Genomic DNA, 20853 nt, shown 5'->3' with positions numbered 1-20853 from the left:
CAGCCCTACAGGTCAGCGTAGCGCGGCAACAAATCCTGATCCACCAGACGCATTTCAATGCGGCTTGCCAAATCGACGTGGCGGGGATTATCCAGCGAAAAAATCGCGTCAGCCACGCTGACAGCGATGGTGCCGGTTTGCTCCTTTCCCGCGGCGGGAAGTGGTATCAGAGCCTGAGCCTCCGGGACCTGCTCGGCATTGATGACCTGGGGCAAATACAGCATCCAGCCTACACCGGGCTTGTCGTCGAAGACTTGCTTCTCGAAGTAATTGCGCGGAGAGACGGCAATATACTGAGCGACAAACAAGCGGGCCAACGTTGCAACAATGTCCTTTACCGAATCTGCGGCGCCGAATCGGTCATCGCGACGCTTGTGGTATGAAATGGCAAGGCTACACGGTATGTTCTGATTGTTCCCCTGCAGTTCAAGGACCACGCGGTCGCGCTGCTCGTCCGAGCCACTCCAGATAGAAATTGCCGTAAACGACTTGTCAAGCCGATACTCATGATCCAACACGGCAAGCAACACCGGCGACGGTTCCGCACCTTCGAAAGCAGGATATGACTTGGCGACGTCAATCGACTCACCCTGCGCATACCAGTGCGTCAACCCCTCTGACTTCTGCGCCAGTACTGTCGTGACGGCGTGCATCCGGCGCAACATCTCCGGACAATCGATTGACTGATGCGCTGGGTCTTTAAATTGGCATGTGATGAGCATGTTCGTCTCGTTAGGGCAAGACTACAGATTCGGCGCCGAGGGGGGCTTAGCATCGTTGCAGCAACGCCTGCGGTCTAGAAGTCTATAGATGCCATAGGAAAGTAAACCGCCTACCAAAACTTCCCTGCAACGGAGGGCCGCGATCCGTGTGAACGCACGCTACTTGAACGGCAATTCCGCCACCGCGTCGCGCAACTGTCTGGCCCTGCGCTGATTGAGCTCTGCCTGACAGGCCAATTTGCCCATCTCGCGCGCATTGCCCGCCGCACCTCCGCTCAACGAAGCGGAATATTCGCACTGCGCCGCACGATACTTCGAAACGCCTTGTTCGATGCCACTAACCGTGCCTTCGCCTGGTCAACGTACTTCCGGTCCTCGTCCCATTTACCCAAGGCCTCGGCAGCCTCCTTCTCCGCGGCCCCCAGTATCTTTACGCTTTCCTCGGCCTTGTCGGCCAGGCAGTTCCGCATGCCGGCCTGGGAATTCCAGGAATAGAGCTCGTATAGTTCTTGTTCCGTCAGCTCGGCGTCTGCGGCGACTGCCGCGGTGAACGGCGCCAATGCGCATAGGCAACAAGCTAGATGCATTAGTAGGCGCATGACGCCCCCTGCTCCTGGCTAACCAGGTAATTGGCGTGGCGCAGTTTCCTTGCAGCACTCTTGACCCGAAGCATCGAGTTGTAGTGTGCCGAGACGGACACCGCTTTGGTCAAGTCGTCTCGCCAATTCTTGAACTTGGCTTCCGTCGAAGATTCGTCTTGCATCGTCATCCTTGCTGGTTTATCCCCGTAGCCACGGGGGTATCCGATTCGCAACAGCCCAACCTGCAACGAGATCGGAATTCCAACAAGAGTGTTAGACCATTGGCAGCACAGCGCCATCGGAGCGGTCTGAAATCGAGCCGGCCAGGGATGAACTCAACACATCGGGATTTGGCGGTAGATTGACATATCTCAGAAACCTGTGCGGTAGCCGTAGATGTAGATCTTCAGCAGCACGGACGGGTGATACGACGGGCGGCCGGTAGCTGCTGGCGCTGCCTTCTCAAATTCCAGCGACTCCAAGTTGAGCTCGTCGACGAATGCGTCGATTATGCGCACCGGGTTGTCGTCGGCGATGAAGTCATCCAGGCATTCCGGGATCAACGCTACTTGCTGCCGGTCCTGACCTTCGATGAATCGGGGCATGTCGACTCCCGGGATCGAGATACCAAACTCTATCTAGATCACCGTAGCGGCGTCAAAGAGTTTTCACACAGCCTCGGTCGGAAGCGGACAGCAAGGAAACCGCTTCCAACCGAAAAGCGGCCTGTAGCGATCACCGGCTGCTTTCACCGTTTCTTCGGAAAACTCTGGTCAACGGCGAAGCTCTACGGGACAGCAAGTTCGCTCGCCAAGCTGCTTGGAAACCAAAGGGGGAAGGCCGTGCGCACGCACGCAACAGCTAGCCCTGGCCGATCCATTTGGACGAGCCGTTCGCGAAGTAATCAGGCGAAGACTGAATAATCGCCCTACGCCTTCTTCGTCGCGCAGACAACGTGCGCCTGAATCTTCCCGCTGACCTGCCCATCACCAAAACGCTTTTGAATGGCAGCGGCAGCAACGTCCGTTGCCTTGTCCAGAATTGTGGCGCCTCGCCCTTCGAGTTCGTTGCGCAGCGGTGTTCCCTGGCAGAAGGCGATTGCGACAGATCGCGGTGATTCGCCCCGGCTCTGCATAGCAACCGTCTCGAACAGAATGGGGTCCGCGAATCCGGCTTCCAAAAGCGCTTGGACGATCGCCGCGCGGTCATAATAGCCATGCGGCACCCTCACCATGAATTGAGAAGGATTATTCGGGAACTGGCGCGCCATCGCCTGATTGATGCAATCGGCGAATTCGCTTTCTTCTATTCGATCCCAGACGTTGAACAAGAACGCCCCACCCGGCCGTAGTACCCGGTTTGCCTCGGCGAAGGCTTTGGCCTTGTCCGGAAAGAACATCACGCCGAATTGGCATACCACCACATCGAAGGCGCCATCGGGAAACGGAAGGTTCATCGCATCGGCCTGCTTCCAAGTCACCGCGCGCTTCGTGCCAACGGTCAATGCATGATCGAGCATTGCCTGATTCAGATCAGTCGATACGACTGACGCAGCAGCGGGCAATTTGACAGCCAGTTGGCGGGTGACCACCCCAGTGCCCGCGGCGATTTCCAGGACGGCCGTTGGAGCAAGGGAGGCTACTCGGTCTGCTAGATCTCTTGCATACGGCTCGAAGATCAGCGGAACCAAATATTGCTCGTACACCTGAGGAATGGGCCCGACGAAGGCGCGATCGCCACTGGACGTGTTCATGATGATCGACTCCGAAATACGTCGATGATGCTACCTACCGGGCCGCGAACGGGCCAGGGGTTCGTCGACGCAGCGAAAGCCAGGCGGTGGCACCGAGCCTGCGCCATCAGGGCATCGAGTCACCAGCCGAAAGGCGTCTTACACCTGCGCCCGACCCGCGCAGCGGCGCCCACCAGTCTAGTTGCCGGCCAGGGGATGAGCCATACCGAATTTTGGGTACGGTAATTGGCGACTAAACCGACTCTTGTCCCCCCGCCCAGGGTGCTGACGTCAGTTCGCCGACGGCAACGGGAGATTGAACCTGGTTGTGGGGTTGTGTCCTGCCCACACACACCGTGCGCCAAAGCGCCGCTCGACCGAAAGCGCGTTCGTCCCCAATTTGCCTTTAACATACCGCCGTCAGCCAACACTGCCTTCCCATGCCCCGTCCAAACCTGGTCAATGCCGAAACCCTGTGCATGATTGCGAAGCTCGGCAGCTTTCGCGCCGCCGCCGAACGGCTGCACACATCGCAGCCCGCCGTGTCCGCGCGCATGCGCGAACTGGAACAATCGCTGGGATTTCCACTCTTCGAGAAGCGCGGCCGCAGACTGGAGTTGACGGTGCCTGCGCGCCGTTTCGTCGAGCGCGTCGAACCCCTGATGCTGGCGGTGGAAGACGCCTTCACGGATGCGGAGGCCGTCACGAACGCGGCTGGCACCGTGCGCATCGGCATGGGCGAAATCTCCATGACGTGGTTTTCGCGTGTGTTGCCCGAGCTGCGCCGTGCTTTGCCCCGCGTATCCTACGAAGTCGAGCTAGACCTGGCGGTCAAGCTGCAGGAGCACCTCGCGTCCGGCGCACTCGACGTCGCCATCGTCGCCAATCGTCTGCGCGACGACCAGTTCGTCTGCACGTCGCTCGGCACGACTCGCATGTCCTGGATGGTGTCTTCCCGATTGCTCACGGACGCCCAGGGCCGGCCCCGCGACATGCAGTCCCTGCTGCAAACCGAACCCCTCTGGTGCGTCTCTCGCCCCTCTGGATTCTTCGGCCCTGCGCAGGATGAACTGCGCGCCATGGGCGCCAACCTGGACAATGTCTGCAGCTGCAATCGGCTCAATAGCCTGATCGATGTGATCGAGGCAGGCGGCGGCATTGCCCAGCTGCCTGAGATGATGGTGAACCGCCAGGTCAAGGCAGGCTCCCTGGTGCTGGTGGACCCCGCCCTCAAACCGTTGACGTTGGAGTTCACCCTGGCGACACATCGCAACCAGGGCCAGGCCATCGTCCGGCAGGTCGTTGAGTCCCTGACCCGGCTGGGCAAAGCCGCCACCGGCGCGGCCTAGGCTCCCAACAGCGCCCGCTTCAGCACCTTGCCGCTCGCGTTGCGAGGCAGCTCCGCCATGAACTCCACGTGCTCCGGCACCTTGAAGTACGCCAGCTTCGTAGCGCAGTAGGCCTTGATGGCTGCGACGTCCTCCAGACGTTCACTGTGCAGCACGATGAACGCCTTGACCGACTGATCGCGTACAGGATCCGGGATGCCCACCACGGCCACGTCCCGGACATCGGGGTGGCCCATCAATGCCTCCTCCACTTCCGCCGCCGAGATGTTCTCGCCGGCCCTCTTGATGACCTCCTTCTTTCTGCCAAAGAAGAAGAAGTTGCCCTTGGCGTCCTGATAGCCCAGATCTCCCGTGTGCAACCAGCCACCGTCGAACGCGGCCTTTGTGGCGGCCGGGTCCTGGTAATAGCCCAGCGTCAGAGTCCGCCCGGGCTGGCCTCGCACCACGATCTCGCCCACCTCGCCCACGCCTACCGGCTGGTTGTCGTCATTCACCAGAAACACTTCGCGATCTGGGGTTGGACGGCCGATGGACGGATAGGTCGACGGCGACGAGTGCGACTGCAGGGTGATGTAGAGCATTGACTCCGACTGCCCATACCCGTTGCGCAGCGGTATGCGGAAACGCTGGATGAAAGCCTCGATCTCCGCCTCCGATATGTTGATGGCGTAACCCGCGTAGCGCACCTGGTGCGCAGTGTCGAACGGCGACGGAGGCTGGTTCAGCAAGGTTCGGCACAGCATCCCTGACAGGCTGCACACGGTGATGCGATGCTCGATAAGCTGGCGCAGGTAACGAGAAGCGCTGTAGCGTTCACCAATAACCGCGGTGGCGCCCGCAGTCAGGCACGACAGCACCGTTTCCTGGCAGTTGGCATGAAACAGGGGCTTGTTGTTGAACACGCGGTCGACGCGCGACAGGCCGCTGTTGGCCGCGCCGGCCTGCCCGCACCACAGCAGATTGGCCTGCGTCAGCATCACTCCCTTGGGGCGCGCCGACGTGCCCGAGGTGTACAGGATCTGGGCCAGATTGTCGCTGCCCAGCATGGGCGGCTGGAACGTATCCGGCGCCCCGGCCAATTCGCAGGACAGACCTTGCGGCCCCAGGCTGCCCCGGGGAATCCGCACCATTTCGGGCGCCTGGTCCATGCCTGCGCACACGTCGCGGATCAGCGCCTCGTGCTCCGGCTCGACGACGACCAGGGCCGGCTGGCAATGCGCCAGCTGGTAAGCCACTTCCGGGGCCGTCAGATAGATATTGCCTGCCACGATGACAGCGCCCGCCAGCATCAGTCCCATCCACAGGGGCACGTATTCCGCCGTGTTGCCCATGAAGACAAAGACACGATCCCCGGGCTTCACGCCTCGGGCCTGCAGCCCCGCAGCGACACTCTGTGCTGCGTCGCGCAATTGAATAAAGCTCAGCTGACTTGCGCCGCCGTTCTGGTATTCGTGCACGACCGCCACCCGATGCCCGTGACACAGCGCCTGTTCATCAAGCAAATCCGAGATCGTGCGATTTCCTACAGCGTCCATCCAGCCTCCTGCCTCTTCTGATTGTCAATGGCGCGCCGGTGTCTCCGGACGCGCTTTCCGGGAAGAAAATCAGTATAGGAAGCGGCCTTTGCACGCACCAGCCAAAGGTTTTTATGCGTATTGATCAAAGATATTCATGCGTTGCCGCACGCGCGACGCATTGATGGAATTTATGCGTTTCCATCAAAAGGTTTGCTTAGTCGCAGCCGGCGTGAAAACCTATACTGCGAGTCAAAGGCGCTACCGACGAAAGGCGCAATCACGTAGAAACAACGGCAACCGGAGGGGCAGTCGTGACAGCAGCATCGATCAAGGAACAGGTATCGGCCGAGGAGTGGGCGGTCCGCGTGGACCTGGCCGCCGCCTACAATCTGGCGGTCGCCATGCGTATGACCGACCACATCTATACCCATATCTCTGCCCGAGTCCCCGGCGGCGAACCCCACTTCCTGATCAACGCCTACGGCCTGACCTTCGACGAAATCACCGCGTCGAACCTCGTGAAGGTAACCATCGACGGCGAGATTCTGCTCGACCAGACCGGCCTGGGCATCAACCCGGCGGGCTTCGTCATCCACAGCGCCATCCACCGCGCCCGGCACGACGCCGCCTGCGTCATGCACACCCATACGGCCGCCGGCATCGCAGTGTCCGCGCAAGAGGCTGGCCTGCTCATGATCTCGCAGCACGCAATGCGCTTCCATAAGCGCCTGGCCTATCACGACTACGAGGGCGTGGCCCTCGACATGGACGAACAGCAGCGCCTGGTGGCGGACCTGGGTCCGCACAGCGCCATGATCCTGCGCAATCACGGCCTGCTCGCGTGCGGCGCCAGCGTGCCGGATGCGTTCGACGCCATGTTCTACCTCGAACGTGCCTGCCAGGCGCAGATCGCGGCGCTGGCCGGCGGCATGCCGCTAGTGGTTCCGTCCGACGAGGTCGCCGAAAAGGTCGGCCGACAGTTCGACCGCCTAGACCGTCCCTCGCGCCACAAGCACTGGCCTCCCCTGCTCCGGATGCTCGAACGCATCCGACCGGCGTACCGGGACTAGCGACAACCGCGCCGGCATATAGCGGCGCATTTTCGTAGCATGGCAATGGAAAAATCTCATCAATGCCGCATTGCGGTATACGGTGCGGGGGCTATCGGCTGCCTGCTCGCGGCGCGCCTGGCCAAGGCGAGCTGCGAGGTATCCATGGTGGCGCGCGGCCAGACCCTGTCTGCCCTGCGGCAACACGGCGTGGGCCTGGAAACGGACGGAACCACCCATCGCTATCCCGTGCACGCCACGGACGATCCCGCCCAGATACGCGGCGTCGACTACCTGTTCCTGACTGTCAAGCAGCAGGCGCTGGCCGGCATCGCCCCGGGTCTGGTGCCCATGCTTGCCGAGGGCGGCACGATTGTCCCCGCCATGAACGGCATCCCCTGGTGGTATCTGCCCACGCGGGACACGCCACTGGGCGGCGTAATGCTGCGCTCAGTCGACCCGCAGGGCGTGCTGCAACGCACACTGCCGCTGGACCGCGTGCTTGGCGCGGTGGTCTACGTTGCAGCGCACACATCCGCCGCCGGCGTCGCCACGCAGGACGCCCGCAACAACCTCGCCATCGGCGAACCGGACGGTACGCTCTCCGTCCGCGCCAATCGTCTGGCCGGACTGCTGAGAGACGGCGGCCTGCAATGCGACGTCAGCCCGCGCATCCACGAGGCCGTCTGGATGAAGGCCGTGGGCAATGCCACGTTCAACCCGCTGAGCGTGCTGGCCAACGCCGGCATGGATGCGCTGGTGGAAGACCCTTACCTGGGCCGGCTGGCCCGCGCCATGCTCCAGGAATACCTGTCGCTCGGAAAGAAGCTGGGTCTTGACCTGGACGTAAGCGTCGAACAGCGCATGCAGGCCGCCGCGAGCGCAGGCTCCGCCAAGACATCGATGCTCCAGGATGCGCTGAAAGGAAAGCCCCTGGAGGTCGATGCCTTGATTGGCTCCATGGTGGAAATCGCTGAAAAACTAGATCGGGACATGCCCTACGCCAGCATGGTTTGGGGCCTGATCCGGCATCGGAACCTGGTTGGTTCCTCTTGACCCCCACAATCAAAACATATCAGGAGACAACACATGAAATGGCTATCACACAGCCTGGCCGCCACCCTTCTCTGCGCCGGCTCCGCCGCCTATGCGCAGGACTATCCTTCCAAGCCGATCAATATCGTGGTTCCGTTTACGCCCGGCGGTGTCACCGACGTCATGACCCGCCAGATCGCCGCCAAGCTACAGGGCGACCTGGGCCAGCCAGTGGTGGTGCTGAACAAGCCTGGCGCCGGCACCATGATCGCGTCCGCCTACGTCGCCAAGTCCCCCGCGGACGGCTACACCCTGCTGATGGCCGCTTCCTCGTTGGGGATCGCGCCCAGCCTCTACAAGACCACGGCGAACTATGACCCGGTTAAGGATTTCCAGCCCGTATCGCTGATTGCCAGCGTGCCGCACATTCTGGTTACCGGCAACCAGGTGCAAGCCACCAACGTCAAGGACCTGATCGCCACGTTCAAGAAGGAAAACAAGCCCTCGACCTTCGCGTCCTCGGGCAACGGCACCTCCAACCATCTGGAAGGAGAGCTCTTCGCCGCGCTCACCGGCCTGATGATGACGCACATCCCATACAAGGGCAGCGTGCCCGCGCTGACCTCCCTGGCCAGCGGCGAAGTGGACCTGCTGTTCGTGGACATCGCGGCCGCCCAGCCCTTCATCGACGGCGGCAAGGTGCGCCCGCTGGCCGTCACCACCAAGACCCGCTCCTCGGTGCTGCCCAACCTGCCCACGGTGGAAGAGTCGGGCCTGCCGGGCTATGACGCCATGCCGTGGTTGGGCATCGTCGCCCCCGCCGGCACACCGCCCGCGGTCGTGGAACGCTTGCAGGCGTCGCTGCAGAAGATGAAGAGCTCCCCCGATATCCAGGAGCAGTTCAAGAAGATGGGCCTGGACGGGCAGTTCAGCAAGCCCGCCGAGTTCGGCGCCTTCATCGTCAGCGACAGCGCCAAATGGGCCGAGCTGATCCAGAAGTCGGGCGCGACGGCGGAGTAAGCCTGGTCAGGTTCACCGGGCGGGTTTGAACCGCGGTTCAAACCCCTCGGCGCGCAATTCCTCGGCGATCAACTCCGCTATCTGCACCTTACGGTCGCCCTGCATGCGGCTGTTGATCGCGGCGACGCTGACGGCCGCATGGTTTCCCGGCGTGATCTGGAAGCTCATGCCCACGCCGCTCACTCCCTCCGTGACGAGGTTATCCGTGCTTGCATACCCCAGCTTGCGGGTCTGCGTTACCAGGCGCCGCACCTGCGCCAGTGTCGGCCCCTTGGGCTTGAACTCGTCGCGGTGGCGCGCATACAGCGCTTCGATCTCCTCATCGGACGACAAGGACAACAGCGTCATGCCGGCCGAGCCGATGCCGAGCACCCGCATGCCGCCGACTTGCAGGACTAGCGCCTTGACCGGAAACGTGCCTTCTTCGGACAACAGGCAATGGCCATAGTCGCCGTTGCGCACCACCAGGAAGCCGTGTCCTCGGTGCGGCGCGCCAGGCGCTGCATGAAGGGGCGGCAGCGTTCCAGGATGGGAGCGCCCTTCATGGCCGCCAGCCCCAGCTGCATCGCGCCCAAACCCAGCCGGTAGACCTTGTGCGGATCTCGCTCCACAAGCCCCGACTCCACCAGACTCGAGGCCAGGCGGTAGGCAGTTGCGCGGTCGAGTTCCGCCGTCTGCGCCAAGGCGCCAAGCGCGATTCCCGCCGGGTGATGCTCGGCGATCTGCTTGAGCAAACCCACCGCTCGAAAGACCGTTTGCGCGCCCTTGGTTTGCGTTTCCGTACCCATGATTCCTACCGCCTCAGCCTGGATGTTCACATATTAAATGTTTAAAAGTTTTTTGTTTGCTCTATGAATATTCCAGATGAAATCATGGCCTGACGTTGTCGACGCGCATCCGCGCCAGCCATATTCCCCAAGCCTTTCCTTAGAAGGACCCGAGACATGCAACGCGATACCCTGGCCTCCGATTTCCCGCTTAGCGACGACGCTTGGGAGGCCGAGCTCAAGCGCTCGCTGGCGAGCGCCAACATCCCCACCCTGCTGATGGTGCTGGTCCACCTGACCGGGGACAGTGATTGGCTGTCCGAGCGCTTTCATTGCTCGCGTATCCGCGGCCTGGAGGACAACGATCCTGGCGGCCTGTCAGAGGAGGCACAGGACGAGGTCCGCGCAGCCGCCTTCGCCGCTATCGTCCGCGCGCGCCAGGGCGAGGCGCCGGCCCTTCCCGCCCCCAACCACGCACAGCTCGTCGAGATGTTGCGCACCAGCGTCGGCGAAGACATCCCCGATTCGTATGGCCCGATGATCGCCGCCTGGCTTGGCCTGGACGCCGACTTCGCCCTGGAGCAGCGCGACACCTTTCCCGTTCCCGAGGGCTACCGTGTGCTGGTCATCGGCGCGGGCGTGGCGGGCCTGTGCGCCGCCATCCGCCTGCAGGGCGCCGGCATCCCTTACGTTGTGATCGAGAAGAACGCCGAAGTGGGCGGCACCTGGTACGAAAACCGCTACCCGGGCTGCGGCGTCGACACGCCCAACCATATCTACTCGTACTCCTTCGCCAAGCACGACTGGTCGCGCTACTTCGCGCTGCAGGGCGAGATCCAGGGATACTTCGAAGGCGTGGCCGACCAATTCAACGTACGGCCCAATATCCGCTTCAACACGCGGGTCGAGACCGCCCGCTATGATGAGGAGCACTTGTGTTGGCACGTGCACACCGTCAACGACGACGGCCGCGAACAGGACTACGTTGCCGACATCCTGATCAGCGCCGTGGGCCTGTTGAACGTTCCCAAGCTGCCCGCGATTCCTGGCCTGGAGTCGTTCGAAGGTCCGTGCTTCCACACGGCCCACTGGCCACAGGACATCGACTTGCGCGGCAAGAACGTCGGCATCATCGGCAATGGCGCGAGCTCCATGCAGGTCGTTCCGGCGATCGCTGACCAGGTCAAATCGCTGACCGTCTTCCAGCGCTCCAAGCAATGGGCCGCACCCTTCGAAAAGTTCCAGAAGCCGGTCCCGCAAGACGTGCGATTCCTGCTGCGTGAAGTGCCCTACTACCAGGAGTGGTACCGGCAACGACTGGCCTGGATCTTCAACGACCGGGTTCACGCGACGCTGCAGATCGACCCGGCCTGGCCGCATCCGGAGCGCTCGATCAACAAGATCAACGACCGCCACCGCGAGCATTTCACCAGCTATATCCAGGCAGAGATTGGCGAACGCCAGGACCTGCTGCCCGACCTCCTGCCCGACTACCCCCCTTTCGGCAAACGCATGCTGATGGACAACGGCTGGTTCCGCACCATGGCGCGCGACCACGTCAAACTGGTCACGGGCGGCATCGAGCGCGTTACCCCCAATGCCGTCGTCAGCGACGACGGCAAGGCCCACGAGCTGGATGTGCTGGTCGTGGCGACGGGTTTCGATGCGATCAACCTGCTGTCCTCGTTCAAGCTGTACGGCCGAGGTGGACGCTCCATCCGCGAGGCCTGGGACGAAAAAGGCGCCGAGGCCTTCATGGGCGTGGCCGCGCCGGGTTTTCCAAACATGTTCATCCTGGCTGGCCCCAACACGGCGCTGGGCCATGGCGGCAGCGTCGTCGCGCTGCTGGAAACGCAGGTGCGCTACGTCATGGGCCTGCTGCAGCAAGGGATGGTGCGCGCCGGCGGCCGCTTCGAGCTCGAGGTTCGCAAGGACCGGCACGATGTCTATAACGCCCGTGTCCAGGCCGCGCACGACCGCATGATCTGGACACACAAGGGAATGAGCAACTGGTATCGCAATGCACACGGGAAAGTCGTGGCGCCCACGCCCTTCCGCAATGACGACTACTGGCACATGCTGCGCAAGACCGACATGGATGACTATCGGTACCGCAGCGCGGTGGCGATCCCGGCGCCAGCGTCCTCCGATAAGGAGATTGCCTGAATGGCCGGCACTGGCGACGGACGCTGCCTGGTCCTGGGCTGCGGCGGCGTGACCGGCCTGGCTTGGGAGATCGGGCTGCTGGCCGGCCTCGCCCGCCAGGGCATTGATCTGGCCGACGCGGACATGATCATCGGCTGCTCCGCCGGCTCCGTGGCTGGCGCCCAACTCGCGCGGGGCGTGCCGCCCGCGCACCTGCTGGCCGTGCAGCTGGACGCCGAGGCGGCGGCACGCGAGCAGTTCCGCCCTTACTCGCAGCGAGACGCCGATGACAAGAACCGCGCGCTCTACGACAAGACCGGCGGCGATCTGGCGCAGGCCCGCCAACGCATAGGCGCCTACGCGCGACGCAGCGCCACGCCCACGCTGGCCGAGCGGCGCGCCATCATCGCCGCCAGGCTGTCCGGCGCAAACTGGCCGCTGCGGCCATTCCGTGTGGTGGCCGTGGACGCAAGCACCGGAGAGGGGCGCAGCTTCGAGGCACGCGATGGCGTTGATTTCGTCGACGCCATCGCCGCCAGTTGCGCGGTGCCGGGCGCCTGGCCCGCCGTGCCCATCGGCGGAGCGTCTTACATGGATGGCGGCATCCGCTCCATGACCAATGCCGACATGGCCGCCGGCTTCCGACAGGTCATCGTCCTGGCGCCGCTGGGCTACCGCGACGACAACCCCGTGAGCGGCCATCTGCGCCGCGAATTGCGGGAACTGGAGGCTGCCGGCAGCCAGGTCCTCGCGCTCCTGCCCGATGTCGCCAGCGCGGCGGCCATTGGCGACAACGTCCTCGACCCTACCGGGCGGGCGCGAAGCGCCGATGCCGGTTACCGGCAGGCCGAGTCGCTAGCGCAGGCCGTGCGCAACATCTGGAGTCGTCCTTCCGCACCCGCTGTTCCCCCCCAATAATTCCAAGAGGAGACATCATGTCCACCAAGACGAAACATCCTGCCCGCGCGCTGCGCATCGCGTTTGCCGCAGGCCTTGCCGCGTGCGCGCTATCGCTGACCGCAACCGCCCAGGGCTATCCGGACCGGCCCATCAAATTCATCGTGCCTTTCTCCGCGGGCGGGTCCACCGACGTCACGGCGCGGACGGTCGGCGAAGCCATGGCCAAAGATCTGGGACAGACCGTCATCGTCGAGAACAAGCCCGGCGCGGCCGGCACCCTGGGCGCGGCGCAGGTGGCCAAGGCCGCGCCCGACGGTTACACCGTGCTGGTGGGTGGCGTGGGCCCGATCATGGTGGTGCCTGAGCTGGACCCCAGCCTGCCATACAAGCCGGCCAAGGACCTCGCCGCCATCGGCCAGATCACCAACAACGACTATGGCTGGGTAGTCCGTGCTGACAGCCCCCTCAAGACCGCAGCCGACCTTGTCGCCACGGCGAAGCAGCAGCCCGGCCAACTGAGCTACATGACCACCGGCGTGGGCGGCCCGCTGCACGTCAGCATGGAGTACTTCACCAAACGCCAGGGCCTGAGCATGAACCACATCCCGTACCAGGGAGAGAGCCAGGCCATGGGCGACCTGATGGCCGGCCGGCTGGACGTGGCCGTTATGTCGCTGACCGTGGCCGCGCCACAGATCAAGGCGGGGAAGGTGCGCATGATCAGCGTGCTGAGCGCCCAGCGCTCCACGCTGCTGCCGGAGATCCCCACACTGGCCGAAGGCGGCTTCCCCGGCTATGAAATCCCCGTCTGGCTCGGGCTGTTCGTACCCGCTGGCACCCCGGAACCGGTGCAGGACAGGCTAGCCGCCGCAATGCAGAAATCCCTGCAACAGGCTTCCGTACAAGCCCGCATGCGCGACCTGGGCGCGGAACCGGTCGGCGGCACGCGGGACCAGTACCTAGCCTTCCTGAAATCGGAAGCGACGCGCTGGACAACCCGCGCCACCGAAACGGGGATCAGCCGATGACATCCTCCGCTCACGTCGGCGGCACCGCGGTCATCACCGGGGGAAGCCATGGCATCGGCCGGGCGACCGCCATCCGTCTGGCCGCAGACGGCATGCAGTGCATCGTCACGGTCGATCGCGTGCCCCCGAAGAACCTGCTTCCCGGAGAACGCTACATCCAGGCCGACCTGCTGGACCCCGCCTCCCGCGACGTCGCTCTGGCGATCTTGGGCGATATCCCCGATCCGGCGGTGCTCGTCAACAACGTCGCCATCGTGAAATTGGCGCCCGTGGACACCCTGTCGCTGGCCGACCTGCAGACCAGCGTGGACCTGAACGTTGCCGCCGCACTGCTCTGCACACAGGCGGTGCTGCCGGCGATGAAGCGGCGCGGTTACGGCCGCATCGTCAACATCAGCAGCCGGTCCGCGCTGGGCAAGGAGCTGCGCTCCGCATACACCGCGTCCAAGGCCGCGCTCATCGGCATGACTCGGACCTGGGCGCTTGAGCTGGCGCCTTGCGGCATCACCGTCAACTGCGTCGGCCCCGGTCCCGTCGCCACCGAGATGTTTCGGGCCGCCAACCCAGACGACAGTCCGCAAACCCGCAAGATCATGCAGACCATCCCCGTCGGCAGGCTCGGCGCCCCGGAAGAGATCGCGCACGCCGTGGCCTGCTTCGCGCATCCCATGGCCGGCTTCATCACCGGGCAGGTCATCTACGCCTGCGGCGGCATGACCGTGGGACTGACCCACATCTAGCTTTGGCGTACAGGTAGGGCCATCAGAGGAAGGGCGGATCGCAAAGGCGGTCTGCCCTTCTTTCTGCCCTTCTTATATGTGAGATCAAGGCTTTCTCACCCGTTGGCTAGTTAAGCGCTAGTCGAGGCTCGGGCGCAAACCCGCGCACGCTGATGTCCTCCAGGTTTCCACGCGCATGCGATGAATTCAGTGGCACACTGACGCCCTTCCGCGCGAACGGTCACCCTTGATTAGCCGCCCTTCGCCCCCACGCCTCCCCATCCCCGAATGCCGAACTGCGATTTCTACGCCACGCCCCAAGACCACGCGTCCCTGCTGGACTGGCTGTTCACGGACGCTGCCTGCCACGTGTACGAAAGCTATTCGGATTTCGAACGCCCGTTGCGGCAATTCCATTCCGCAGACGAGGTGCTGAGCCAGTTCGAGCGCACGTATCCCAACGGTAAGCCCTGGGACACCGTTTATCTGCAGTTGTATGTTCTCGACGCGGGCCCCGCGTTCACACCCACGCGCATTGAACTAGACCCCGACCGCTGCGGCGGCGCCACGTTTCGGTATTCGGCTGCGGGATGGGGGCTGGTGCAGCTTCATCTCAACGCGCCGAAGGCCGAATATCTGGGAAATTCGCACACCAATCACAATTCGCTGAAGCGTGCGGAAACCTGGGCGCCGGTGGTGGGGCTGGAGGCTGGACCCGACGCCTGGGATTTTGAGCGGATCATTGCGTTTTCGTCACGCCTGAATCGGCAGATCCGAAAACAGAGCGTCGGCAAGCTGGGCAGCCGTCCGGTATTGCCCGGCGCCAGCCAGCTTTGGGAGCAAGGCGTTTCCCTGTCACCCTACACGCCGGGCAAGGATGTGCTTCAGATAAAGAAGTAAAGCCGCGCGCGCCAGGCACCTACGCAAGCCGCGTGCACCCACGTTATTTCGACGGCAAATCCGCCACGCCGTCGCGCAGCTGTCTGGCCCTGCGCTGATTGAGCTCCGCCTGGCAGGCGAGTTTCCCCATCTCGTGCGCATTGCCCGCCGCACCGCCGCTCAGCGAAGCGGAATACTCGCATTGCGCCGAGCGGTAACTCTGAAATGCCTTGTTCGAAGCAGCGAGCCGCGCCCTCGCATGGTCGACGTACTTCCGGTCCTCGTCCCATTTACCCAAGGCTTCGGCAGCCTCCTTCTGCGCGGTCGCAAGCGCCTTTACGCTATCCTCGGCCTTGTCCGCGAGGCAGTTCCGCATGCCAGCCTGGGAATCCCAGGAGCAGAGCTCGTAAAGCTGCTGTTCCGTCAGTTCGCTGTCGGCGGCCACTGCAGAGGTCAACGGCGCCCACGCGCACAACCAACACGCCAAATGCATCAGTAGGCGCATGATGACACCCCCAAGCCCTGGCCGACCAGGTCATAGGCGTGGCTCAGTTTCCTTCCATAATTCTTGTCCCGGCGCATGGAGTTGTATTGAACCGCGACGGACATTACGGTCACCGCACGCCAGCTTGTAATGACCTGCTTGATGTGAGCCTTTTGAACTTTCACGGATTGCCCTGGACGGAGAACAACGGCGGTTGGGTTTAGCTTTTGCATGACCTCGAGCGTGCTTTGCTGCGCGCTCGCGATCTTCGCAAGGCTGTCACCCGGCTTGACCTTGATTTCGTGAATTTTCCCATCCCCGGCCACTACGCTCACATACTTGAAGTTCGCCATACGCATGAGCAGATAGCCGATCCCCGCGCGGATATTGTGCGATGGATTCGTGCGGACTGAACTGATCGTCATGCGTTCCTTCCATTCCGGAAGAAGAATCAGATCCCCGCCTTCTTTGCTCGACAGCAGCGCATGCAGCCCCGGATCGCCCATCACGCCAATTTGCAGGGGTTTGACTTTCCATTCCGAATGATTGGCGCCGGTTTCGACCCAAACCATTGCCTTGATCATTTTCCAGTCCAAGGAAACATAGCCGGCCTTGCCCGACAAATGCCTGTTGTACTCGTTGACTGCCATCTGGATTTCGCAGTCCCAACCATTCCATTTGGGGTTGGTCACCGCACGCGTCAAGCCGTCCCGCCATTTTTGGAAATTGGTATCAGTCAAAGATTGGTCGGCCATTGTCTTCCTTGTAGGTTGATCCCCGTCGCTACGAGGGGAATCCGATCCGCAACTCTTCTACATGCAACGGGATCGGAAATTCGAACAAGAGTGTTGAGCCGTTGGCAGGACGGCGCCATCGGAGCCGTCTGAAATTGAGGCGGGCCGAAATGCGATCAAGTATTTGAACCAGGCGGGATCTGACGGTGGGACACCATTTATCTGCAGTTGTATGTGCTTGACGCGGCCCCGGCGTTCACGCCCACGCGCATTGAACTCGACCCCGAACGCTGCTGCGGCGCCGCGTATCGGTATTCGGCTGCGGGATGGGGGCTGGTGCAGCTTCATCTCAACGCGCCGAAGGCCGAATACCTGCGAAATTCTCACACCAATCACAATTCGGTGAAGCGTGCGGAAACGAATCACCCCGAACCAGCGCCATCAAAGTCCGCCCGAACGCGGCTTCACCCTCTGCCACCCCAGCCGCCTTGCAGACAAAACGATTCCGGTAGCCGACAGCAGCAGCCCACCCACGCTCAGCAGAATGATCGCCAAGTCTCTCCCAACACCAGCCCGCAACAGAGACGGCGTGTCCCAGCTATGCAGGAAGTAAAAGAGCCAGCGGCTGACCCGTTGCGCGTGCGTCAGACTCAGGCTCACCTGCCCCGTCCGCAGGTCGATGTAGACGCGGTCTTGCGCCGGCGTGTCGAAGTCCAGCCGCAAGGCCGGCAGGCCGCGTGGTGCGCCGCCGTTCATGGCTTCGGCGTGCCGGGCGTAGTAGTAGGCGTCGTATTGTTCGATCACCTGCGCGTGGACTGCCGCGCCCGGGAACAGCGCGCGGGCCGCCTGCTGGACGGTGTCCGGGCTCCAAGCGCGTTCTAAAGTCAGCCCGGAATCCCCCAGGCGCACGATGCGGCTATCGGCGTTCGCGTCGCGCGCCAGCACGTAACGTTCGCCGCTCATCGCGCCCCACTCCAGCTCGACCGGCAGGAAACCCGCTTCGTGCAAAGCCTGCAACACCGGCCGTGGATCCGAAAGATGATCCGCGTGCGCCAGCCCAGCCATGGCTTTTCGATCCGGACCGGGACCATCCCCCGAGAAGATCCCCGCCGGATTCATGGACATGAGTCCGCTGAAGATCCACGTGCAGACGAAGGCGCTGAACAGCAAGCCGGCGATGTGGTGCCAGCGCATCCAGGACTCCCGGTACGGCGTGCGGGCGCCGGACTTGTATCGGCCGCGAAAGCGCCAGCGCCACACGCCCACCAGCACGCCGCTGACGGCCAGGACGGTGCAGACACCCGACAGGATGATGACGATCCAGGACCAGACGGGGTCCACGGAACGGTCCCGGACGATGTAGAGCCAGTGCAGCCATGCACCGACGTAGTTCCAACGTTGCTGGACCACAGGCGCATCCAGCACGACTTCGCCGCTGGCCGACGAGATGTACAGGGTTCCCGTGCGTCCGCCGTCCATCTGGACTCTGTGCAGCGGCCGATGGCGGTCCAGGCCGCGCGAATGGGTCCACCGGTCTTCCGGGATCAGCGCGTCGTAGCGCGGATTGGCGTCCGGCCAGAAGGCGTGGGCCGCGGCCAGCGCCATTGCGGGTGTGACCGGCCCCTGCGCGTCGCCGGTCAGCGTTGCGTACGCCCGTGGCCCCGCTGCTGTCGACACGACGTAGCTCGGCTCGCCCCGCAACGAAGTCAGGGTCCGGCTCTGGCCGGGCGGAAAGGCCACCGGGTCCAGGACGCGGTAGGCGTCCGGCACCAGCACCGGCAGGCTGGCCAGCCGCTCGGCCGGAGTCAGCTTCGGGTACCCGACATAGAGCATGACGACGCCGCTGACGAACCACAGGAACATCAGCAGGCAGCCCGCCACGCCCAGCCAGCGGTGAGCCAGGTAGGTCAGTCTGCGGCAACGCGTCCGGACATCCATGGGCCGGTCTCCGTCAGAACCGGTGGTTGAGCGTCAGCTCGAAGCGGCGGCTGGGGCCGTACAGCCACTGCGTGCTGGTGTAGTAGGCCGTGGTGTAGTAGGCGCGGTCGAAGACGTTGTAGCCGCGCGCGGTCAGCGTGGTGTCTTTGTTGACGTCCCAACGCAGGGCCAGGTCGGTGGTGGTGTAGGACGGCAGTTCGAGGGTGTTGGCGTTGTCGGCGTACCGCTTTCCGACGTAGGTCATCCCGCCCATCGCGGTCCAGCCCGGCTGGAAGTTCCAGCTCAGCCACAGGTTCGCCAGGCGTTGCGGCACGTTGGGCGGCACATTGCCCGCGCGCGACACGGCGGCGCCGCCCGCCGACTCGGTGAAGTCGTCGAATCTGGCGCGCAGCATCGCGGCGTTTGCTTCGATCTTCCAGCCGGGCGCGAAGGCCAGCGACAGCGACGTCTCGATGCCGCGCGAGGACTGCTCGCCCACCTGGACCCGCAGGCTGGGGTCGGCGGGGTCTCGCGACAAAAGGTTGGACTTGCGGATCTGGTAGGCCGCCAGCGTCCATTCGCCGCGGTTGTCCAGGAAGGCTTGCTTCAGGCCGACTTCGATCTGCTTGCCCTTGGACATGTCGAACTGGGCGTTTGCCGCGCTGATCATCAACAGGCCGCTGACGGGGTCGGCGGCTTCGGCGTACTGGGCGTACAGGGCAAGGTCGGGGGTGACGTCGTAGACGGTGCCGATGCGCCAGCCAATGTCCGAGTATGTCTGCGACAGCGCGCGCTGGTTGGTGACCAGGTCGTCGCGCGTGATTCTGGCGTGGTCGTAGCGCAGCCCGCCGATGACGGACCATTTGTCCGTCAGCGCCAGCCTGTCTTCCATGAACAGCGCGAACTGGTCCGCCTTGTTGCGATAGCGCGGCACGAACGGCGCGTCGCTCTGGAACTTGCCGTGATCCGGGTGATAGGGGTCGACCGGCCCGGAGCTGCCGCTGTACGTGTTGTTGATGTGCTCGAAGCTGGCGTGGTTGGCGTCGAAACCCACCGACACGGTGTTGCCCAGGCCCGCCAGCGTGCCCTTGAACACCGCGCTGGTGGTCAGGCCCGTCTGGGACTGGTCGTGCGTGATCTGCGTGTTGTCCGAGCGGTCGATCAGGCTGGTGGCCGGGTTGTAGACGTAGCGCTCGGCGTTGCGCCAGTCGCGGTCGCTTTGCACGTGGTACAGGCGGGCGCGCACCGTGGTCGCGTCGTTTGGCGTCCACACCGTATCCAGCTGCGTCCACTGGTCGCGAAAGCGCATGAAGCTGTCGCCGACGTTGTAGTTCTGTTTGCGGACGGCGGGATCCTGCGCGCCGTCGATCAACGGCGTTCCGAAGTAGCGCATCGGCCGTTGATAACCGTATGCGTAGCTGAGGGTGAAGTTCAGATCGGACGTGGCGTCCCACCGCAACGCGCCCGAAAACGTCGCGTCGCCGGCCTGGCCGTTGTCCACCCATCCGTCCGTGTAGTTGCCGCTGACGTCCAGCCGATACGACAGCGTGTCGCTCAGCGAGCCGCCGCTGCCCAGTCCCAGCCGGGCGGTGTCCTGCGTGCCGATGGTCGCCTGGATTTCGTTTTCGATGGGCCCTTGCGTCGGGCGCTTGGGGATCACATTGACCACGCCGCCGATGGCGCCGTCGCCATAGATGACGGACGCGGGCCCGCGCAGGACTTCGATGCGCTCGACCGACCAGGTGTCGAAGGGAAACGTCAGGCCGACGCCGCCGTACTGGCGCAGTCCGTCGTACAGGCGCATGACCGACGTGCTGTCGGTGAAGCCGCGCACCGACAACGCGCTGTTGCCGTTGCCGGGATGCGGCATGGCCGAGAAGCCGGGCGCGCGGGTGATGGCGGTGACGACGCTGGCGTCGCCGCGCGCCTCGATCTGCTCGCGCGAGATGACGTCCACGCTGGCCGGCGTCTGCATCGGCGTGAGGCCCAGGTTGGAGCCGGTGCTTGCGGGCGTGGTCAGCGCCTTTTCGGCGCCGCCCATCACGGTGATGGGCGCCAGCGTGGCGGGAGTGGATTGGGCGGCCGCATTGCATGCGGCCAGCGCCAGGAGCGTGCCGAAGCACGTCTGCGATCGAACGATGGCCAAGATGACCCCTCTTCTTCAAATATCCTGTCGTGCCCTGTCACCGGCGCCTGGCCGATGGAAGAGCGGAAATCGAAGGGGGGACAATCGTGCAGGCGGTTCGCCTCGCGCCGGCGCTATCGGGATGACGTG

At 63.6% G+C, this 20853-nt stretch carries 20 protein-coding genes and 1 pseudogene; 9 read left to right on the top strand and 12 right to left on the bottom strand.

The annotated features are described in order from the left end of the window. Positions 1 to 5: 5 nt before the first annotated feature. The 5 genes and pseudogenes from RT614_RS03710 to RT614_RS03690 all read right to left on the bottom strand — a co-directional run bounded on the left by RT614_RS03710 (position 6) and on the right by RT614_RS03690 (position 3056). Entirely contained in the window at positions 6 to 722 is a 717-nt protein-coding gene (locus RT614_RS03710) for an immunity 52 family protein (RefSeq protein ID WP_313620357.1), read from the bottom strand. A 159-nt stretch (positions 723 to 881) separates the two neighbouring features. Continuing rightward, positions 882 to 1001 (bottom strand): hypothetical protein, encoded by a 120-nt coding sequence (locus RT614_RS03705; protein ID WP_313620356.1) that lies wholly within the window; start codon positions 999 to 1001, stop codon positions 882 to 884. Next, on the bottom strand, positions 998 to 1282 hold the full coding sequence (locus RT614_RS03700) for a hypothetical protein (RefSeq protein ID WP_313620354.1): 285 nt from the start codon (positions 1280 to 1282) through the stop codon (positions 998 to 1000). The genes RT614_RS03705 and RT614_RS03700 overlap by 4 nt, the downstream gene beginning before the upstream one ends. A 407-nt stretch (positions 1283 to 1689) precedes the next feature. Then, positions 1690 to 1908, bottom strand: a pseudogene (locus RT614_RS03695) (transposase); the annotation flags it as partial. A gap of 323 nt (positions 1909 to 2231) precedes the next feature. Then, a complete protein-coding gene (locus tag RT614_RS03690; RefSeq protein WP_313620352.1) occupies positions 2232 to 3056 on the bottom strand; it encodes a class I SAM-dependent methyltransferase in 825 nt (274 codons plus the stop codon). 458 nt (positions 3057 to 3514) lie between these two features. On the opposite strand from RT614_RS03690, the gene RT614_RS03685 reads away from it, so the two are divergent. Then, positions 3515 to 4384 (top strand): LysR family transcriptional regulator, encoded by an 870-nt coding sequence (locus tag RT614_RS03685; protein ID WP_313620351.1) that lies wholly within the window; start codon positions 3515 to 3517, stop codon positions 4382 to 4384. Here the strand turns inward: RT614_RS03685 and RT614_RS03680 are convergent. Then, a complete protein-coding gene (locus tag RT614_RS03680) occupies positions 4381 to 5919 on the bottom strand; it encodes an AMP-binding protein (RefSeq protein ID WP_313620349.1) in 1539 nt (512 codons plus the stop codon). The two genes, RT614_RS03685 and RT614_RS03680, sit on opposite strands and share 4 nt — an antisense overlap. Before the next feature lie 293 nt (positions 5920 to 6212). Here RT614_RS03680 and RT614_RS03675 point away from each other — a divergent pair, with 293 nt between their 5' ends. From RT614_RS03675 to RT614_RS03665, 3 genes are read left to right on the top strand one after another with little or no spacing between them, the layout of a single operon-like run. Beyond that, positions 6213 to 6971 carry a class II aldolase/adducin family protein gene (locus RT614_RS03675; protein ID WP_313620348.1) on the top strand — a complete coding sequence of 253 codons (759 nt, stop codon included), beginning with the start codon at positions 6213 to 6215 and terminating at the stop codon, positions 6969 to 6971. 45 nt (positions 6972 to 7016) lie between these two features. Further along, positions 7017 to 8006, top strand: a complete 990-nt coding sequence (locus RT614_RS03670) for a 2-dehydropantoate 2-reductase (RefSeq protein WP_313620347.1) — start codon at positions 7017 to 7019, stop codon at positions 8004 to 8006. 33 nt (positions 8007 to 8039) lie between these two features. Then, a complete protein-coding gene (locus RT614_RS03665; protein ID WP_313620345.1) occupies positions 8040 to 9005 on the top strand; it encodes a tripartite tricarboxylate transporter substrate binding protein in 966 nt (321 codons plus the stop codon). A 12-nt stretch (positions 9006 to 9017) separates the two neighbouring features. On the opposite strand, the gene RT614_RS03660 is transcribed toward RT614_RS03665, so the two are convergent. Together RT614_RS03660 and RT614_RS03655 are read right to left on the bottom strand one after the other, a co-directional pair. Further along, positions 9018 to 9470 carry an IclR family transcriptional regulator C-terminal domain-containing protein gene (locus RT614_RS03660; protein WP_313620343.1) on the bottom strand — a complete coding sequence of 151 codons (453 nt, stop codon included), beginning with the start codon at positions 9468 to 9470 and terminating at the stop codon, positions 9018 to 9020. After that, positions 9401 to 9793: a helix-turn-helix domain-containing protein gene (locus RT614_RS03655; RefSeq protein WP_313620341.1), complete on the bottom strand. Its 393-nt coding sequence runs from the start codon at positions 9791 to 9793 to the stop codon at positions 9401 to 9403. The genes RT614_RS03660 and RT614_RS03655 overlap by 70 nt, the downstream gene beginning before the upstream one ends. A 156-nt stretch (positions 9794 to 9949) precedes the next feature. Here RT614_RS03655 and RT614_RS03650 point away from each other — a divergent pair, with 156 nt between their 5' ends. The 5 genes from RT614_RS03650 (at position 9950) to RT614_RS03630 (ending at position 15464) form a co-directional block, all read left to right on the top strand. Continuing rightward, entirely contained in the window at positions 9950 to 11938 is a 1989-nt protein-coding gene (locus RT614_RS03650) for an NAD(P)/FAD-dependent oxidoreductase (protein ID WP_313620339.1), read from the top strand. After that, the gene (locus RT614_RS03645) at positions 11939 to 12835 is read left to right on the top strand and encodes a patatin-like phospholipase family protein (protein WP_313620337.1); all 897 of its coding nucleotides are present in this window, start codon (positions 11939 to 11941) and stop codon (positions 12833 to 12835) included. Positions 12836 to 12852: 17 nt separating this feature from the next. Then, a complete protein-coding gene (locus RT614_RS03640) occupies positions 12853 to 13845 on the top strand; it encodes a tripartite tricarboxylate transporter substrate binding protein (RefSeq protein WP_313620336.1) in 993 nt (330 codons plus the stop codon). Continuing rightward, a complete protein-coding gene (locus tag RT614_RS03635) occupies positions 13842 to 14585 on the top strand; it encodes an SDR family oxidoreductase (RefSeq protein ID WP_313620334.1) in 744 nt (247 codons plus the stop codon). The genes RT614_RS03640 and RT614_RS03635 overlap by 4 nt, the downstream gene beginning before the upstream one ends. Before the next feature lie 348 nt (positions 14586 to 14933). After that, on the top strand, positions 14934 to 15464 hold the full coding sequence (locus tag RT614_RS03630; protein ID WP_313620333.1) for a hypothetical protein: 531 nt from the start codon (positions 14934 to 14936) through the stop codon (positions 15462 to 15464). Between the two features lie 43 nt (positions 15465 to 15507). Here RT614_RS03630 and RT614_RS03625 read toward each other — a convergent pair whose 3' ends face one another. The 4 genes from RT614_RS03625 to RT614_RS03610 all read right to left on the bottom strand — a co-directional run bounded on the left by RT614_RS03625 (position 15508) and on the right by RT614_RS03610 (position 20724). After that, positions 15508 to 15888: a lysozyme inhibitor LprI family protein gene (locus RT614_RS03625; protein ID WP_313620332.1), complete on the bottom strand. Its 381-nt coding sequence runs from the start codon at positions 15886 to 15888 to the stop codon at positions 15508 to 15510. Between the two features lie 47 nt (positions 15889 to 15935). Continuing rightward, complete coding sequence (locus RT614_RS03620) at positions 15936 to 16682, bottom strand: LysM domain-containing protein (RefSeq protein ID WP_313620331.1); 747 nt, start codon at positions 16680 to 16682, stop codon at positions 15936 to 15938. A 420-nt stretch (positions 16683 to 17102) separates the two neighbouring features. Continuing rightward, positions 17103 to 18599, bottom strand: a complete 1497-nt coding sequence (locus RT614_RS03615; protein ID WP_313620330.1) for a PepSY domain-containing protein — start codon at positions 18597 to 18599, stop codon at positions 17103 to 17105. Positions 18600 to 18612: 13 nt separating this feature from the next. Beyond that, positions 18613 to 20724, bottom strand: coding sequence for a TonB-dependent receptor (locus tag RT614_RS03610; RefSeq protein ID WP_313620328.1), 2112 nt, complete (start codon positions 20722 to 20724; stop codon positions 18613 to 18615). Positions 20725 to 20853: the final 129 nt, after the last annotated feature.

It is taken from the genome of Achromobacter sp. (assembly GCF_032102605.1).
In the GTDB taxonomy this organism is placed as follows: Bacteria; Pseudomonadota; Gammaproteobacteria; order Burkholderiales; family Burkholderiaceae_B; genus Achromobacter.
This window is presented reverse-complemented; position numbering and strand designations above follow the sequence as displayed.

Coding starts and splice junctions, on each gene's coding strand:
- RT614_RS03710 (WP_313620357.1), bottom strand. CDS start 722: ATGCTCATCACATGCCAATTTAAAGACCCAGCGCATCAGTCAATCGAT.
- RT614_RS03690 (WP_313620352.1), bottom strand. CDS start 3,056: ATGAACACGTCCAGTGGCGATCGCGCCTTCGTCGGGCCCATTCCTCAG.
- RT614_RS03685 (WP_313620351.1), top strand. CDS start 3,515: ATGATTGCGAAGCTCGGCAGCTTTCGCGCCGCCGCCGAACGGCTGCAC.
- RT614_RS03680 (WP_313620349.1), bottom strand. CDS start 5,919: ATGGACGCTGTAGGAAATCGCACGATCTCGGATTTGCTTGATGAACAG.
- RT614_RS03670 (WP_313620347.1), top strand. CDS start 7,017: ATGGAAAAATCTCATCAATGCCGCATTGCGGTATACGGTGCGGGGGCT.
- RT614_RS03665 (WP_313620345.1), top strand. CDS start 8,040: ATGAAATGGCTATCACACAGCCTGGCCGCCACCCTTCTCTGCGCCGGC.
- RT614_RS03655 (WP_313620341.1), bottom strand. CDS start 9,793: ATGGGTACGGAAACGCAAACCAAGGGCGCGCAAACGGTCTTTCGAGCG.
- RT614_RS03650 (WP_313620339.1), top strand. CDS start 9,950: ATGCAACGCGATACCCTGGCCTCCGATTTCCCGCTTAGCGACGACGCT.
- RT614_RS03645 (WP_313620337.1), top strand. CDS start 11,939: ATGGCCGGCACTGGCGACGGACGCTGCCTGGTCCTGGGCTGCGGCGGC.
- RT614_RS03640 (WP_313620336.1), top strand. CDS start 12,853: ATGTCCACCAAGACGAAACATCCTGCCCGCGCGCTGCGCATCGCGTTT.
- RT614_RS03635 (WP_313620334.1), top strand. CDS start 13,842: ATGACATCCTCCGCTCACGTCGGCGGCACCGCGGTCATCACCGGGGGA.
- RT614_RS03620 (WP_313620331.1), bottom strand. CDS start 16,682: ATGGCCGACCAATCTTTGACTGATACCAATTTCCAAAAATGGCGGGAC.
- RT614_RS03615 (WP_313620330.1), bottom strand. CDS start 18,599: ATGGATGTCCGGACGCGTTGCCGCAGACTGACCTACCTGGCTCACCGC.